This window comes from Maritimimonas sp. 2304DJ26-3, from assembly GCF_056591635.1.
On the sequence record NZ_JBWQOK010000004.1, the window covers coordinates 233,206 to 248,942 of the forward strand.

At 31.5% G+C, this 15,737-nt stretch carries 14 protein-coding genes and 1 pseudogene; 7 read left to right on the forward strand and 8 right to left on the reverse strand.

Annotated features, from left to right (window positions below):
* Window positions 1-78: 78 nt before the first annotated feature.
* Genes AC1EUV_RS12805 through lpdA form a run of 3 tightly spaced genes read right to left on the reverse strand, consistent with a single transcriptional unit; the run spans window position 79 to window position 3,127 of the window.
* On the reverse strand, window positions 79-1,236 hold the full coding sequence (locus AC1EUV_RS12805) for a helix-turn-helix domain-containing protein (protein ID WP_480199115.1): 1,158 nt from the start codon (window positions 1,234-1,236) through the stop codon (window positions 79-81).
* A gap of 21 nt (window positions 1,237-1,257) precedes the next feature.
* A complete protein-coding gene (locus AC1EUV_RS12810) occupies window positions 1,258-1,707 on the reverse strand; it encodes a YybH family protein (RefSeq protein ID WP_480199116.1) in 450 nt (149 codons plus the stop codon).
* A 13-nt stretch (window positions 1,708-1,720) separates the two neighbouring features.
* Window positions 1,721-3,127, reverse strand: a complete 1,407-nt coding sequence (lpdA, locus tag AC1EUV_RS12815; protein ID WP_480199117.1) for a dihydrolipoyl dehydrogenase — start codon at window positions 3,125-3,127, stop codon at window positions 1,721-1,723.
* Window positions 3,128-3,217: 90 nt separating this feature from the next.
* On the opposite strand from lpdA, the gene AC1EUV_RS12820 reads away from it, so the two are divergent.
* From AC1EUV_RS12820 to AC1EUV_RS12840, 5 genes are all read left to right on the forward strand, one after another.
* Window positions 3,218-4,456 (forward strand): glycosyltransferase, encoded by a 1,239-nt coding sequence (locus tag AC1EUV_RS12820; RefSeq protein WP_480199118.1) that lies wholly within the window; start codon window positions 3,218-3,220, stop codon window positions 4,454-4,456.
* Between the two features lie 75 nt (window positions 4,457-4,531).
* Window positions 4,532-5,572: a helix-turn-helix domain-containing protein gene (locus AC1EUV_RS12825; protein WP_480199119.1), complete on the forward strand. Its 1,041-nt coding sequence runs from the start codon at window positions 4,532-4,534 to the stop codon at window positions 5,570-5,572.
* Window positions 5,573-5,650: 78 nt separating this feature from the next.
* The gene (locus tag AC1EUV_RS12830; protein ID WP_480199120.1) at window positions 5,651-6,958 is read left to right on the forward strand and encodes an NTP/NDP exchange transporter; all 1,308 of its coding nucleotides are present in this window, start codon (window positions 5,651-5,653) and stop codon (window positions 6,956-6,958) included.
* Window positions 6,948-7,880 (forward strand): aldo/keto reductase, encoded by a 933-nt coding sequence (locus tag AC1EUV_RS12835; protein ID WP_480199121.1) that lies wholly within the window; start codon window positions 6,948-6,950, stop codon window positions 7,878-7,880. The genes AC1EUV_RS12830 and AC1EUV_RS12835 overlap by 11 nt, the downstream gene beginning before the upstream one ends.
* Window positions 7,881-7,883: 3 nt before the next feature.
* On the forward strand, window positions 7,884-8,393 hold the full coding sequence (locus AC1EUV_RS12840; protein ID WP_480199122.1) for a hypothetical protein: 510 nt from the start codon (window positions 7,884-7,886) through the stop codon (window positions 8,391-8,393).
* A 22-nt stretch (window positions 8,394-8,415) separates the two neighbouring features.
* Here AC1EUV_RS12840 and AC1EUV_RS12845 read toward each other — a convergent pair whose 3' ends face one another.
* Together AC1EUV_RS12845 and purE are read right to left on the reverse strand one after the other, a co-directional pair.
* Entirely contained in the window at window positions 8,416-10,452 is a 2,037-nt protein-coding gene (locus tag AC1EUV_RS12845) for a M3 family metallopeptidase (RefSeq protein WP_480199123.1), read from the reverse strand.
* A complete protein-coding gene (gene purE, locus AC1EUV_RS12850) occupies window positions 10,449-10,934 on the reverse strand; it encodes a 5-(carboxyamino)imidazole ribonucleotide mutase (RefSeq protein WP_480199124.1) in 486 nt (161 codons plus the stop codon). The genes AC1EUV_RS12845 and purE overlap by 4 nt, the downstream gene beginning before the upstream one ends.
* A 141-nt stretch (window positions 10,935-11,075) precedes the next feature.
* Here purE and AC1EUV_RS12855 point away from each other — a divergent pair, with 141 nt between their 5' ends.
* On the forward strand, window positions 11,076-12,602 hold the full coding sequence (locus tag AC1EUV_RS12855; RefSeq protein ID WP_480199125.1) for a GH3 auxin-responsive promoter family protein: 1,527 nt from the start codon (window positions 11,076-11,078) through the stop codon (window positions 12,600-12,602).
* 9 nt (window positions 12,603-12,611) lie between these two features.
* Entirely contained in the window at window positions 12,612-13,259 is a 648-nt protein-coding gene (locus tag AC1EUV_RS12860; RefSeq protein WP_480199126.1) for an alpha/beta hydrolase, read from the forward strand.
* Here AC1EUV_RS12860 and AC1EUV_RS12865 read toward each other — a convergent pair.
* The 3 genes and pseudogenes from AC1EUV_RS12865 to AC1EUV_RS12875 all read right to left on the reverse strand — a co-directional run.
* Window positions 13,256-14,233, reverse strand: coding sequence for a polyprenyl synthetase family protein (locus tag AC1EUV_RS12865; protein ID WP_480199127.1), 978 nt, complete (start codon window positions 14,231-14,233; stop codon window positions 13,256-13,258). The genes AC1EUV_RS12860 and AC1EUV_RS12865 overlap by 4 nt on opposite strands.
* 34 nt (window positions 14,234-14,267) lie before the next feature.
* A complete protein-coding gene (locus tag AC1EUV_RS12870; protein WP_480199294.1) occupies window positions 14,268-15,266 on the reverse strand; it encodes a phosphoethanolamine transferase in 999 nt (332 codons plus the stop codon).
* A gap of 57 nt (window positions 15,267-15,323) precedes the next feature.
* Window positions 15,324-15,668: pseudogene (locus AC1EUV_RS12875) on the reverse strand (phosphoethanolamine transferase domain-containing protein); the annotation flags it as partial.
* Between the last annotated feature and the right edge of the window lie 69 nt (window positions 15,669-15,737).

Genomic DNA, 15,737 nt, shown 5'->3' on the forward strand with positions numbered 1-15,737 from the left:
ACACAAATCTAAATTGCGGGTTGCTTTTTAGAAGTATTTCCCTATAAAGTTGGCGTTCAAGTTTATCGGCAAGAACAATTAATTAGCTTGTCTAAATTCAGATGGTGTTAGTGAAGTGATCTTTTTAAAAGCTGTGTTAAAAGCAGATTTTGAATTATAACCTACCTGTTCAGCTATTTCCTCAATAGTTAGTTTTTTCCCTTTTTCGGTAGAAAGTATTTGCTGCGCTTCTTTCACTCTGTATGAAGCCAGTAATTCAAAAAAAGATTGATCTAATTTTTCATTAATCACTTGAGAGACATGGTGTGAACTTTCGTTAATTGTACTTGAAAGTTCTCTTAAGGATGCCATATTACTTTTGTAATAGCTGTTTTGTTCCATTTCATTTTTTATCTTATTTAAAATAACCTCTTTATTAGAAGCTGTTAATGATGACTTCTGATATTTTAAGGAAGGGAATTCTAAAAAAGAAGAAGGCTTGTTAAAATAAGATGAAGAACTGACTATTTGATAAGTTGTTGTTATCAACATAAATGTAAGGTAGATGTACAACAGATAATCACCTACATCATCTTTATAATATGCTTTCACGGTAATTAAAAGTATTAGTAATAGAAAGAAATGGTAAAAAGAATTACGTAAAGACTTTAAGGTTTCATTTTTTGTTTTAAAAATAGATTCGCCTAATGTTCTACTCTTTATCATTAACTTTCTTATTGTAAAAATGGAGTAAATAAGAATGTGAATAATGGTCAGATCGTTTACATAATTTCTTATTCCTAATGGGTTGTCTGAAAACACTTCTTTAACAGGCAAACGTTCTAAATTCAATCGCAAAGAGCTAATATGAGAATTGTATTTAAAATCTGCTGATTGAGCAAAAAAGAATATCATATAAAGTAACCAAAAGACAAAAGGGATGTAATGCATCCATTCATTTTTTAATTTTTTTTCTCCCAGTTGTTTAGATACGAATAGATAAAGTAAAGGGGCAACCAAGAAATTCGTAGGTTCTGAAAAATTGGCAAGATGTAACGCTTTAAAAATGTAGCCCGTATAATTGAGCCAACCCTCTAACATGTTCAGCGAAAAAGTTAGTAACAAAAATCCCATAAAAACATTAGGCGAATTTGTCTTGTATGATTTTTTTAGGAAAAAGTAAGAAAGGAAAAACCCCAAGAAAACGCCAACAAAAATAATGGCAGCAATAAAATCGATACGGATAACAGGTTCCATTCGATAAATGTAGAAAAAATCTTAAGATGAATGATCAGCTATAATCTTCCATTTTCCATCAATCTTTTTTAAGATGATAGAAAAATAGCCACTGGCGTCACCAACAGTTCTTTTTAGATTGTATTTGCCGATAACAAGAAAAACATCGACAGCGAGCTCTTTAAATTCTAATAGGTCAAAACTTAAAGTACCCATATGTTCTTTGGTTGGGTATCCTTTTTTATAATTTTCAAGTGTTTGTTGCCAGCCATAGGTTAAACCACGACTACCAATAAAAACTAAGCTATCAGATTTGATATAACTTTCCATAAAGGCTTCAATATTACCTTCGCTCCAATACTTAGCATCTTGGTTTAACATTTTAGTAATTTCCTTTTTGGACGTTTGATAAGAAGATGAGACTTCTTTTTCTTGGCCTATGGCCATAACTATGGTGGTTATTAAAAATACGAACGTAAAGAGAAATCTCATCTAAATAAATGTTTTAACTGTGTAATGGTCTATTATCTGTCGCAGCTAATGCAGCTTCTTTAACTGCTTCGGCATAAGTAGGATGTGCATGACTCATGCGAGCAATATCTTCGGCTGAAGCTCTGAATTCCATTGCTGTAACAGCCTCAGCAATGAGGTCCGCTACACGAGCACCGCACATATGTACACCTAATACTTCATCAGTATTTGCGTCGGCTAATATTTTTACAAATCCATCTATATCTCCACTTGCTCTAGAGCGCCCTAAAGCACGCATTGCAAATTGTCCTGATTTATAATTAACACCGGCTTCTTTTAATTCTTCTTCGGTCTTTCCAACTGCAGCAACTTCTGGCCAGGTATATACTACGCCAGGAATTAAATTGTAGTTGATATGTGGTTTTTGTCCTGCTAAAGTTTCAGCTACAAATACACCTTCTTCTTCGGCTTTATGAGCTAACATAGCACCACGCACAACATCGCCAATAGCATAAATATTAGAAACGTTGGTTTGTAAATTGTCATTCACTTCTACCATACCTCTGTCATTTGCTTTTATCCCAGCATTTTCTAGGCCTAATCCGTCAGTATAAGGTCTTCTACCTACAGAAACTAAACAGTAATCACCTTTAAATTCTACAGGATTTCCTTTCTTATCATCGACTGTAATTGTTACTTCTTTAGCAGAAGTTTTAACTGCTGTTACTTTATGTTTGGTGTAGAACTTTACACCTTGTTTTTTTAATACTTTTTGTAACTCTTTAGAGAGCGCAGCATCCATCGTAGGTATAATACGATCCATATATTCAATTACAGAAACTTCAGCACCAAGGCGACGATATACTTGTCCTAATTCTAATCCAATGACACCGCCTCCAATAACTACTAAATGTTTAGGAATTTCTTTTAAACTCAAAGCTTCAGTTGAAGTGATCACACGTTTTTTATCCAATTTAATAAATGGCAAAGTTGATGGTTTTGAACCAGTAGCTATAATTGTACTTTTAGCTTCAATCACTTCTGATTTTCCGTCCGCTTTAGCAATATTAATACGTGTTGCGTCTTTAAAAGATCCTAAACCATGGTATACATCAATCTTATTCTTATCCATTAAGTATTTTATACCAGATGTATTAGTGTCAACTACATTTTGCTTACGAGCAATCATTTTTTCTAAACTGGCTTTTACTTCACCGGTAATTTCAATACCATGTTCTTCAAAATGCTTGATAGCATCATAATAATGATGAGAAGAATCTAATAATGCTTTTGATGGAATACAGCCAACATTTAAGCAGGTACCACCAAGGGTGTCGTATTTTTCTATAATTGCAGTTTTCATACCTAGTTGTGCGCAACGAATTGCTGCTACATAACCACCAGGACCAGAGCCAATAACGGCTACATCGTATGTACTCATGTGTGTTTAAAATTTTGAAACACAAAAGTAATCATATTTGTTGAGTTCGAGAAACTAGGATTGGTGGTTTATTATAGTTTATTTTGTAGTATGACTAAGGTATTGATCATAGGTTATGTATGGGTAGAACCGAATTCTTCTGCCGCAGGAAGCAGAATGTTACAACTTATAGAAGTTTTCTTTAAACAAGGATGGAAAATCACTTTTGCTTCACCAGCACAGCGAAGTGAGAAAGCTAAAAATTTATCTGAATTAGGAATAAATGAGGTGGAAATTAAATTAAATGATGCTTCTTTTGATGCCTTTGTTAAGGAATTGAATCCGAGTATCGTAATGTTTGACCGCTTTATGATGGAAGAACAGTTTGGATGGCGTGTAGCTGAAAATTGCCCTGAAGCCTTACGAATTCTAGATACCGAAGATTTTCATACGCTTAGAAAAGCACGTCACCAAGCTTTAAAAGAAAACCGATCATTTGAAGAAGATGATTTGTTGACTTTTGACCTTACAAAACGTGAAATAGCTTCCATACTTCGTTGTGATTTATCGTTGATGATCTCCACTTATGAGATGGATTTATTACAGCGATTATTTAAGATAGATAAAAGGCTTTTATATCACATTCCTTTTTTATTAGATAAAATAGACGATGATCATATTAACTCATGGAAACCATTTGAAAAACGAGAACATTTTACCATTATTGGCAATTGTTTGCATGAACCTAATGTAGATGCTATACTTCAGCTAAAGAAAATTATTTGGCCAATTATCAGAAAGCAATTACCAAAAGCAGAATTGCATGTGTATGTAGCATATGCTACCCAGCAAGTAAATGATTTACACAATAAACGAGAAGGATTTTTAATTAAAGGTTATACAGATAATCCCGAAGAGGTTGTTAGAAATATTCGAGTAGTACTGGCACCACTTCGTTTTGGTGCGGGCATTAAGGGCAAATTAACTGAAGCCATGCTTTGTGGTGCACCAAGCATGACAACTTCTATTGGAGCAGAAGGTATGCATGGTGATTTGCCATGGAATGGATTTATAGAAGATAATCTTGAGTTATTTGCAAAAGAAGCTGTGGAATTATATTCTAATGAATCACTTTGGGACCAGTCTCAACAAAATGGAATTCAGCTCATTAATCAATTGTACAATAAAGAGCAGTTAGGTCAGAAGTTGATTGACAGAGTTGAAGAAATTCAAAGTAATTTAGAAGGCCACCGAACGAAAAACTTTATGGGTTTGTTATTACAGCATCATACCTTACAAAGCACTAAATACATGAGTAAGTGGATTGAAACTAAGAATAATAAGTCTTAAAATTATCCTAAAAAAAACTATTGGCAGTTATTAGCTTAAAAATTAAACTAACTTAGTATCAGTTATTTTAAGGTTTTGAGAACTGCAAAGTTAGATAAGAATATTGAAGTGCTCATGGGTAGTTTAGGTGCTGCTCAGAGCCTTTATATTTCACTTTATAGTTTTTTTGATAAAAAACGTGATTTCAAAAACCTCCTTCTGGCCACTTTCTTTTTTACCATAACGCTTCGCATTGTTAAATCGCTTTCATGGGTTTATATTGAAAATACGCCTAATTGGTTTTTAAATTTAGGTTTTGCTGCTCATGTTGCTTTTGGCCCATTACTTTTTTTATATGTATATCATTATATTTTTGATAAAAAATGGTCTGTTAAAAATTATTTGCACTTTATCCCCACTGTAGTATCATTATTATTTATTTTTCAACTTACTGCAGATAATTTTTGGCATGTTGGAGGATACCAACTGTTGTTATATCACCAATTAGTTTATAGTCTAATTGCGCTAATTGTTTTTGGCTATGCTTTATTTAAGAAGAATAAATATTCATTTAATGATATAGAATGGCTATGGATAGGCATTTTGACTGTAGGAACTTTGGCACTTCAATTGGCATACTTTTCTAATTATATTTTAGGATTAACGCCTTATCTTTTAGGGCCAATTGTGTACGGAGTCTTTGTATATTTTTTGAGTTTCTTTCTGGTTAGGAATCCACAGGTTATCAGAAATTTTAAAAAATATAAACATATTAAACTTAATGAGAATACTTCACAGGTCTATGCTAGCAAAGTACAAAAAATCATGTGTGAGGAAAAACCTTTTTTACAACCAGATTTTACCTTAAAGCAATTATCTGAAACACTCAGATTACCAGCTTATGTTGTCTCGCATACCATCAATAATTCTTTTTCAAAAAACTTCTCAGAATATATTAATAGCTATCGTATTGAAGAAGCAAAGAAACTATTGATTCTTAAAGAATATCAAAATCTTAAGATTTCAGCTGTCGCTTATGAGTGTGGTTTTAACTCATTGTCATCATTTAACATAGCTTTTAAGAAGCAAACAGGTAAAACACCTTCGATTTATAAAAAAAGTCTTTCTGATTTATAAATCGCTCATTCTCTTTAGTAAATCACTTATAGTTTTAGAAAGATTAACTGAATTTTTGATTTGTTTTAAATCAAGAATATGCAATATTTTTTAGATAAACTATTTATAAAATTGATGGTTCGACCTGGAGAGCAAAAAATAGTGTTTTGGTCATTTGTATACTTCTTTTGTTTAATGTCTGGATATTTTATTCTAAGACCATTAAGAGATGAGATGGGTATTATCAACGGAGCTAATAAGATGCAATGGTTGTTTACAGGTACTTTTATTGCGATGCTACTAATAGTTCCATTATTTGGCTTTGTTACAAGAAAATATGCAATTAAAAAAGTTCTTACTATTTCGTACGCATTTTTTATTATCAACTTACTTATCTTTTATATATTATTTGCTTCAACAGGTAAATCTTACGCGCTAGCAAGTGTATTTTTTATTTGGTTGAGTGTTTTTAACTTATTTGTGATTTCCTTGTTCTGGAGTTTTATGGCAGATGTTTTTTCCAGTAATGCCTCTAAAAGACTTTTTGGAATTATTGCTGCTGGAGGAAGTCTAGGAGCTTTAATAGGCCCTTTGATTTCATCATTAATAGCTCAAAATACATCTTTTAAGAATCTATTATTATTAGCGATTAGCTTTCTGATAATTGCAATAATTTCAATAGAAAAAATCACAAAGTTAAAAGTGAAAAAATTAGCAAATAGAAATTCGATCTTATTTAATCCTGATGCTATTTTAAAGAGAAATTTTTGGAAAGAACTTCAAAATATATTTCAATCAAGATATCTTTTAGCTATTATAAGTTTTATCTTATTATATACAACAATTTCTACTTTTCTATATTTTGAGCAAGCTCATATTTTAGAGAATACAATTAAAGATAGCGATAAAAGAATTGTTTATTTTTCAAGAGTAGATCTTGTCACTAATATTTTAGCTATTTCTGGTCAATTTTTAATCACAAATCGTCTTATTAATCAATACGGCTTAGCAATAGCTTTAAGCTCAATTCCTTTATTGTTGACGTTGGGGTTTTTGATTGTCAGTTATAAGTTATCATTATTAGTTATAGCTGTACTCATTATAACTCATCGAGCCGGAAATTTTTCCATTCTAAAACCTTCTCGGGAAATGTTGTATACAGTTTGCACTAAAGAGGAAAAATACAGAGCTAAGAATTTTATAGATACCGTTGTATATAGGGGTGGTGACGCTCTAACTGGATGGTTGTTTACACTCTTTATTTGTTTAGGATTCGGATTATCTATAATTGCTTTAATAGCTGTGCCTTTAATTTTACTATGGTCTTTAACGGGATATCGACTAGGTAAAAAGTACTCAAATAAAGAAAAAGAATTAATTTTAAATACCGTTCAACATGATAAGTAAATTATATAATAGGAGGGAAACACTGAAATTAACTGGTTTGGCTTCTGCTGGATTGTTAGTTAGTTCTAGTTTTTTATCATTGAATCTAAAAGCAGCGATGTTACAAAGAAAGATTCCTTCATCTAATGAGAAACTACCCGTTATTGGTTTGGGTACTTGGCAAACTTTTGATGCAGGTAATTCTGTTGAAAAAAGAAAAATATTAACTCAGGTGCTTACTGAAATGCAAAAATTTGGAGGAAGTGTTATTGATTCCTCACCTATGTATGGTAGTTCAGAAAAAGTAGTTGGTGACTTAGCTATAAGGGCTGGTTTGGCTGATAAATTTTTCTATGCTACGAAAGTCTGGACTTCTGGTAAAGAAGCAGGCATTCATCAAATGGAACGATCATTTAATTTGATGCGTAGAAAGCAAATTGATTTGATGCAAATTCATAACCTGGTAGATTGGAAAACGCATGTAAAAACATTAAAAGAATGGAAAGAGAAAGGGAAGATTAAATATTGGGGTATTACGCATTATGTTGATTCCTCTCATTCAACTTTAGAGAAAATTATAAAACAAGAAAAACCAGATTTTGTTCAATTTAATTACTCAATTAGAGATCGGCATGCGGAGAAATCTTTATTTGAAACCATTAGAGTGAATAAAACTGCAGTTTTGATTAATCAACCTTATGACGGTGGCTCACTTTTTAGAATAACACGTGGTAAGCAATTACCTGAATGGTGCAATGAGTATGATATAAATTCTTGGGGACAGTATTTTTTAAAGTTTATCCTTTCTAATGAGTTGGTAACCTGTGTTATTCCAGGCACTTCAAAACCGAAGCACATAATTGATAACATGATGGCTGGGTATGGAAAATTACCAGATGAATATGTAAAGAAAAAAATGCTAAAAACACTTAAAACCATATAAACAATGAAAAAAATAGCAACAATTTTAATAGTAGTAATTTCTATAAATTCAATTTACTCTCAATCCATCAAAGACTTAGACTTTCTAGTTGGAACTTGGGAAGTAAGAGAAGATAATATAGATAAAAACTGGTGGGAAACTGCAACTCGAATAGGAAAATATGTTTTAAAAGAAAATTTTATTGAGTTAAAAGCCGAGTCAATTGATTCTAATGGAAGAAAAAGAGAGTATCGATGGTATTTCAATTACAATAAAAGAGCGAAACAATTTGAAATGACATCCATGTTTAGTAATTGGCATAAAGTACAATCTGATATTCTAGAATGGGACGTAAAAAGTCGAACATTAACAATTAGAAATAATTCAGCAGTAAGTGAATTTCCCAAAAGATATGGTAAAATGGTCTTTAGCAAAGATTTTAAAAGCTATGTGTGGAAGGGTGAAAATAAATCTGGAGATCCAAAAAAACCGAGAATTTGGAGGTATATAGAAAAAGGTTTTAGAGTTGAATAATCCTATAATGATTAAAGTTAATCTAATTTAAAAGCCCAGCTCTTTTTAATAGTGCTTCGTTATTTGGTTTTTTGCCTCTAAAACGTTTATAAAGTGTCATTGGTTTTTCTGTACCACCCTGTGACAGTACATTTTTCTCTAATTTTTTAGCGGTTTCTTTATTAAAGATACCTGTTTCTTTAAAATATTCGAAAGCATCAGCATCTAATACTTCTGCCCATTTATATGAATAATATCCTGAAGAATAACCACCTTGAAAAATATGTGCAAAAGCGGTACTCATACAGTTTTCAGCAATATCAGGATATAATTGCGTATCAGCAAAAGCCTTGGTTTCGTAATCTTTAACCGATAAAATTGTCTCTGGCGACTCGCCGGCACCATGCCAAGCCATGTCTAGTAAACCAAAACTTAATTGACGTAATGTCTGAATACCTTCTAAGAAATTAGATGAGTCTTTTATTTTTTGAACCAATTCAATCGGGATGGGTTCATTTGTTTCATAATGTTTTGCAAATAGATCCAACGCCTCTTTTTCGTAACACCAATTTTCTAACAGTTGACTTGGTAATTCTACAAAATCCCAATAAACTGATGTACCAGAAAGACTAGGGTAAGTGGTATTAGCCAACATACCATGCAATGCGTGACCGAACTCATGAAACAACGTGGTAACTTCGTTAAATGTTAATAATGAAGGTTTTGTATCTGTTGGTTTTGTGAAATTACACACAATTGAAATATGTGGTCTTGAATTTTCACTTTCTTTTTTCCACTGGCTTTTATAAGAAGTCATCCATGCTCCATTTCTTTTTCCTTTTCTAGGGAAGAAGTCAGCGTAAAAAACTGCTATAAAATCATCTTTAGAGTTAGTAACCTCATAAGTCATTACTTCTTCATGATATTTGTCGATATCATTGACTTGTTTAAAGTTGAGGTCGAATAACTTATTTGCAATAGTAAAAACCCCTTCAATTACATTTTCGAGTTTAAAATATGGTTTCAATTGCTCCTGATCCAAATCAAACAATTGCTTTTTTAATTTTTCGGAATAATAAGCAGCATCCCATTTTTGTAGTTGTTCAATACCATCTTTTTTTGCTAATTCATCAAGCTGTTGAAATTCTTTATAAGCAGCTGGTTTTGCTTTTTTTAGTAAATCATATTCAAATGATAAAACGGTATTGGGCGTTTCTGCCATACGCTCTTCTAATACAAAACCTGCATGGGTTTTGTAGCCTAATAAATTGGCGCGTTTATGTCTTAACTTAACAATGTCGAGAACAATTTGCTCGTTGTTGTATTCATTGTTTTGAAATGATCTTGCACCAAAAACTTTTGCCAATTGCTCACGTAGATCACGATTGTCAGCATAAGTCATAAATGGAATATAACTAGGATAGTCTAAGGTGAATAGCCAACCTTTTTTTTCTTTTTTCTTTGCAACTATAGCGGCTGCCTCTTTAGCACTTTCTGGTAAACCTTTTAATTGATTCTCATCCGTAATATGCAATTCATATGCATTTGTTTCTGCTAAGACATTTTCACCGAATTTTAAAGATAATTTTGAAAGCTGTTTGTCAATTTCTCTTAATTTTTCTTTATCAGTATCATTTAAGTTAGCACCATTTCTTGCAAAACCTTTATATTTTTTTTCGAGTAAAGTGTTTTGTTCAGTTGTTAAGTCAAGGCTATGTTTATCATCATAAACTGCTTTCACTCGTTTAAACAACTCTTCATTTAAGCGAACATCATTAGAAAATTCTGAAAGCCAAGGTGAAACTTCTTGAGCTATTTTCTGAATTTCATCATTTGTTTCGGCTGAGTTAAGATTAAAGAAAATAGAAGAAACTCTATCTAATGTTTGTCCTGAAAACTCTAAGGCTTTAATAGTATTTTCAAAGCCTGGAGCTTCTGTGTTTGTGGTAATTTTATCAATTTCCACTTTAGCTCTACCAATAGCTTCTTTAAAAGCAGGCTTATAATGTTCCTCTTTAAATTTTGAAAAAGGAGCGGTCGTATATTTGGTATTAAATGTTTCTAATAATGGGTTACTCATTTCTTTAAATCTTCAGCAGCTTTATTTACTTTTTCTTTTAATCCTTCTTTATAATCTATAATTGATTGTAAAACGTCTTTATTGGCTGATCCAATGATCTGCGCTGCTAAAATGCCGGCATTCTTTGCTCCGTCTAACGCAACAGTAGCTACCGGAACTCCTCCTGGCATTTGCAAAATAGATAAAACAGAATCCCATCCATCAATAGAATTACGTGATTTAACAGGTACACCAATCACTGGTAACGGACTCATAGAAGCTACCATACCAGGTAAGTGAGCAGCACCTCCTGCACCAGCTATAATAACTGAAATTCCACGTAAGTGTGCATTTTTAGCATAGTCAACCAATTTATCTGGTGTACGATGTGCAGAAACAATATCTACTTCGTTTTCTATATTAAGGTCATGTAAAATAGCAATTGCACCCTGCATAACGGGCATGTCAGAATTGCTACCCATAATAATACCAACTTTAGCCATAGTTTTAAAGAAAAGATTATAATTTACTTAAAATCAGTCAAAACTGATATCAAGAAATATTGTATTTTTATTGGCTAAAGATACTATAAAAACTGGTTTTTAAACACTGGTTTATGGCTGAATTTAACAAACTCAAAATCAATGTTACCCTTATTCAATACTGTTGTTTCGTGGTTTTTAAAAAAGCGAAAACATCAAATGGAATTATTTTTAAAATATCCCATAGATGTACAGCAAGAATTATTGATTCGATTACTTGGAGTTGCGCAGAACACTGAATTTGGCAAGAAGTATGAATTTAAAACCATCTATGATTATAATACTTTTTCTGAAAGAGTTCCAATTCAACAATATGAATCTGTTCAACCTTTAATAGAGCGTACGCGTAAAGGAGAACAAAATCTCTTTTGGCCAAGTAATATACAATGGTTTGCTAAATCTAGTGGAACAACAAATGCTAAAAGTAAATTTATTCCTGTAAGCAATGAAGCTTTAGAAAATTGCCATTTAAAAGCTGGTAAAGACATGCTAGCTTTGTACATTAATAATAATGAAAATGCTGGCTTATTTAACGGAAAAGGATTACGTCTAGGTGGAAGTAGTGCTATTTATGAAGATAATAATTCGTATTTCGGAGACCTTTCTGCAATTATTATAGAAAACATGCCTTTTTGGGCAGATTTTAGCAGTGCTCCGAAAACAGAAGTGGCATTAATGAGCGAATGGGAAACCAAAATGGGAGCCATTATTAATGAAACTATTGATGAGAATATGACCAGTTTAGTGGGCGTACCATCTTGGATGTTAGTCTTATTAAATGGCGTACTCGAAAAATCAGGTAAAGAAAATATCTTAGAAGTTTGGCCAAACCTTGAAGTCTATTTTCATGGAGGCGTGAATTTTAATCCTTATAGAGAACAGTATAAAAAGTTATTACCTAAAAGCGATTTTAAATATTACGAAACATATAATGCTTCTGAAGGTTTTTTTGCAATTCAAGATTCTAATGATCAGAGTGATTTGCTATTGATGTTAGATTATGGAATCTTCTACGAATTCATTCCAATGGACCTATATCAAGGTGAAGACTCGGTAGCAATTCCTTTACAGGAAGTGGAAATAGATAAGAATTATGCAGTGGTAATTACTACTAATTCTGGTTTATGGAGGTACTTAATCGGTGATACGGTAAAATTTGTATCATTGAGCCCTTATCGCATAAAGATTACTGGCCGTACAAAGCATTATATAAATGCTTTTGGTGAAGAATTAATTATAGAAAATGCAGAGGATGCATTAAGACAAGCTTGTAAAAAAACAAATGCAGAAATAACCGATTATACTGCTGCCCCGATATTTATGGATGGTAATTCTAAAGGAGCTCATGAGTGGATTATTGAATTTAAAAAGGCACCAAAAAATATAGATTACTTTACCGAAATGTTAGATAATTCATTGAAATCTATCAATTCTGATTATGAAGCAAAACGTTATCATAATATGACATTAAATATGCCTAAAGTTCATATAGCCGAGCAAGGGCTTTTTTATAATTGGTTAAAACAAAAAGGAAAATTAGGTGGGCAACATAAAGTGCCTAGACTTGCAAATAATAGAGATTTTATTGAAGAATTATTAGAGCAGTCAAAACTGTTATATACTACTTAAAATAGTTAAATGAGCGCTATCGAAAAAGAAGTTCCTTATACTACTACAAATTCATATTCAACGTTAAATAGTTTAACAGATAAAACAAAAAATATTTGGTTTGTTTGCCACGGTATTGGGTATTTAAGCAGGTATTTTTTAAAATATTTTAATGAATTAAATAGTGATGAGAATTATATTATTGCTCCTCAGGCTCAGAGTAAACACTATTTGGGTTCAACATACAAACATGTTGGAGCTAGCTGGCTTACTAAAGAAAACACTGTAAAAGAGACTGAAAATGTAATGCGTTATTTTGATGCCGTTTTGGAAGTAGAAAAATTACCTAGAACTACTAATTTGATAGTTTTGGGTTATTCTCAAGGTGTGTCTGTTGCTGCAAGATATGTGGCTAAGAGAAAATTAAAATGTCAACAATTAGTATTTCTCTCGGGGAGAATCCCTAATGAACTTACTAAAGAAGATTTTGAATTTTTAGACGATAAAAATAAAGTTTCATTTATATACGGTACGCAAGATGAATATTTAAATAAAGAGCTTCTTGATAAAGAGAGGGAACATTTTTATAATTTATTTGGTGACTTGGCTACAATGACTTCTTTTGAAGGGAAACATGAAGTAAAAAAAGATGTGATTCAACTACTTATTAAAGATTAAATTTTTCTTTCTATTACATAATTAACCATTTCTATTAATGAATTTTTGTATTCTGTAGTAGGATATACATCTAAGATATCTAGCGCTTTTGTTCGATATTCATGCATTTTTTTATTGGTATATTCAATACCACCTTGCTTTTTTACAAAAGCAATTACTTCTTTAACACGCTTTCTGTTCTTATTGTGATTTTTAACTGAATTTATCAGCCATTTTTTCTCTTTTGATGATGAGTTATTAAGTGCATAGATTATCGGTAAAGTCATTTTACGCTCTTTAATATCTATACCAGTTGGTTTGCCAATTTTATCGTCTGTATAATCAAAGAGGTCATCTTTTATTTGAAATGCAATTCCTATCAATTCGCCAAACTTTCGCATTTGCTGTATTTCTTCTTCAGATGCATTTACCGAAGCGGCCCCAATACCACAACAAGCAGCGATTAATGTAGCCGTTTTCTGACGGATGATTTCAAAATACACATCCTCAGTAATATCTAGTTGTCTTGCTTTTTCAATTTGTAATAACTCACCTTCGGTCATCTCCTTTAAGGCAATAGATACTAATTTTAGCAGATCAAAATCATCATGATCAACAGATAATAATAAACTTTTTGAGAATAAATAATCTCCAACTAAAACTGCAATTTTATTTTTCCATAAAGCATTTAAAGAAAAGAATCCACGGCGGCGATTGCTATCATCAACAACATCATCATGAACCAGAGAACCTGTGTGTATTAATTCAATTAAAGAAGCGCCACGATATGTTTTTTCTTTAAAATTACCATTTGAAACCATTTTAGCTACTAAGAAAATAAACATTGGCCGCATTTGTTTTCCTTTTCGACGTATGATAAAATGCGTAATTCTGTTGAGTAACGGAACTTTAGAAATCATTGACTCTTTGAACTTTTCTTCAAAGAGTTCCATTTCTTGCTGAATAGGGGTTTTTATTTGCTCAACAACTTTCATTGAAGCGTCAAATGTACAAAAAATACATCCTGAATTAGTCGAATTTTATACTATCTCTAAATATGCTTTTAGATATATTATAATCAAAATTTTCAACTTTATAAAAATCTAGAATACTATTATAGAAAAAATCTGTAGTTATCCTTTTTGTAGAGTTCTTTGTTAAGTTTTCTACATAATTTGGAAAAGCTTCTTTAAATGAATTAGAATACCAAATTACCATCGCCGGATTTTTGCTAGCTTCATCCTCTTGAGCATGTAGCCATTTATCATTCTCACCAAGAATTTCACCATGGTCGGCTACATACATAACAATTGTTTTGGTATTTGTTTTTTCAGCCAATTTTATGACTTCATCAATAAAAAAATCTAGATAAACTAAAGTGTTATCATAAGAATTGATAATATGCTCTTCTTCTAATGAAGGAATATGTTTACTATCGATTACAGGTCTAAATTTTCTAAATTTTTCAGAATACCTATTTTCATACCACCAATGACTTCCCGTCATGTGCAACGTGATGAATTGATTATTAGTAGTGTTGTAAATTGAATCGAAAGGTTTTAGCATTTCTTCATCAAGAGCTTTGTTAAAACTCATTATAGAACGAAATTTATCTATTAAATGAACATTTTGATTACTCATAATAATAGGCTCATAGCTTTTTACCATTGTGCTATTAGCAATCCAATAAGTGTTGTATTTAACAGCATTTAAAATAGAAAACAAAGAGTATAATTTAGTTTTTTTTAATGTGTCATTAACGCTTTCATTTGTTAGTAACTGTTTTACACTTGCTACAGTCCAAGTTAAAGGCGTATAAACATTTGTATAACTGATAATATTTTTTCTTTTAGAAAGTCTAGGATTCGTTTCTCTATGATATCCATTTAACTGTAAATGATCAGCTCTTACTGACTCGCCCAGAATAAAAATAAAATTGACATCTTGAACTTTGGAAGTAACATTTTTAACAGGAATTAGTTTTATATGATCTTCTTCAAAAAATTCTTTTAAACTAAAGAAAGCCACATATGGTAACCTACTTTTAAAAGTATTAAGACGATAACTCTCAATTAAGAAATAAGATAAAATCCCTATGATAGCTAATATAAGTAAGGGTGATTTTAATTGATTTATTTTCAGCCTGTTATATTGTCTAAGTATATAAAATAGTAGACTAGAGATTACTATTATGTAAATTATAAATTGAAGAGAAAAAATGTCTAATGTTACCAGTAAACTAGTTTGAAAAATAGCCTCTATTAATGATTTAGAAATCACAATATCCTGAGAATACTTAAAAAAAGCTAGTAACGAGAGACTAATAAAAAGTAGCGAAAAACATATGCGAAATATGTATTTATTAATGCTCAAAAAATAAAGTATACCAAAAAAAGAAAATTGTAAGATGATAAAATGGACCACATACATTGCATGATCTTTAAAACCATTCAATGGGAGGTGGTAGTAGGAGGATATGGTAATAAAAAAAGCAACAAC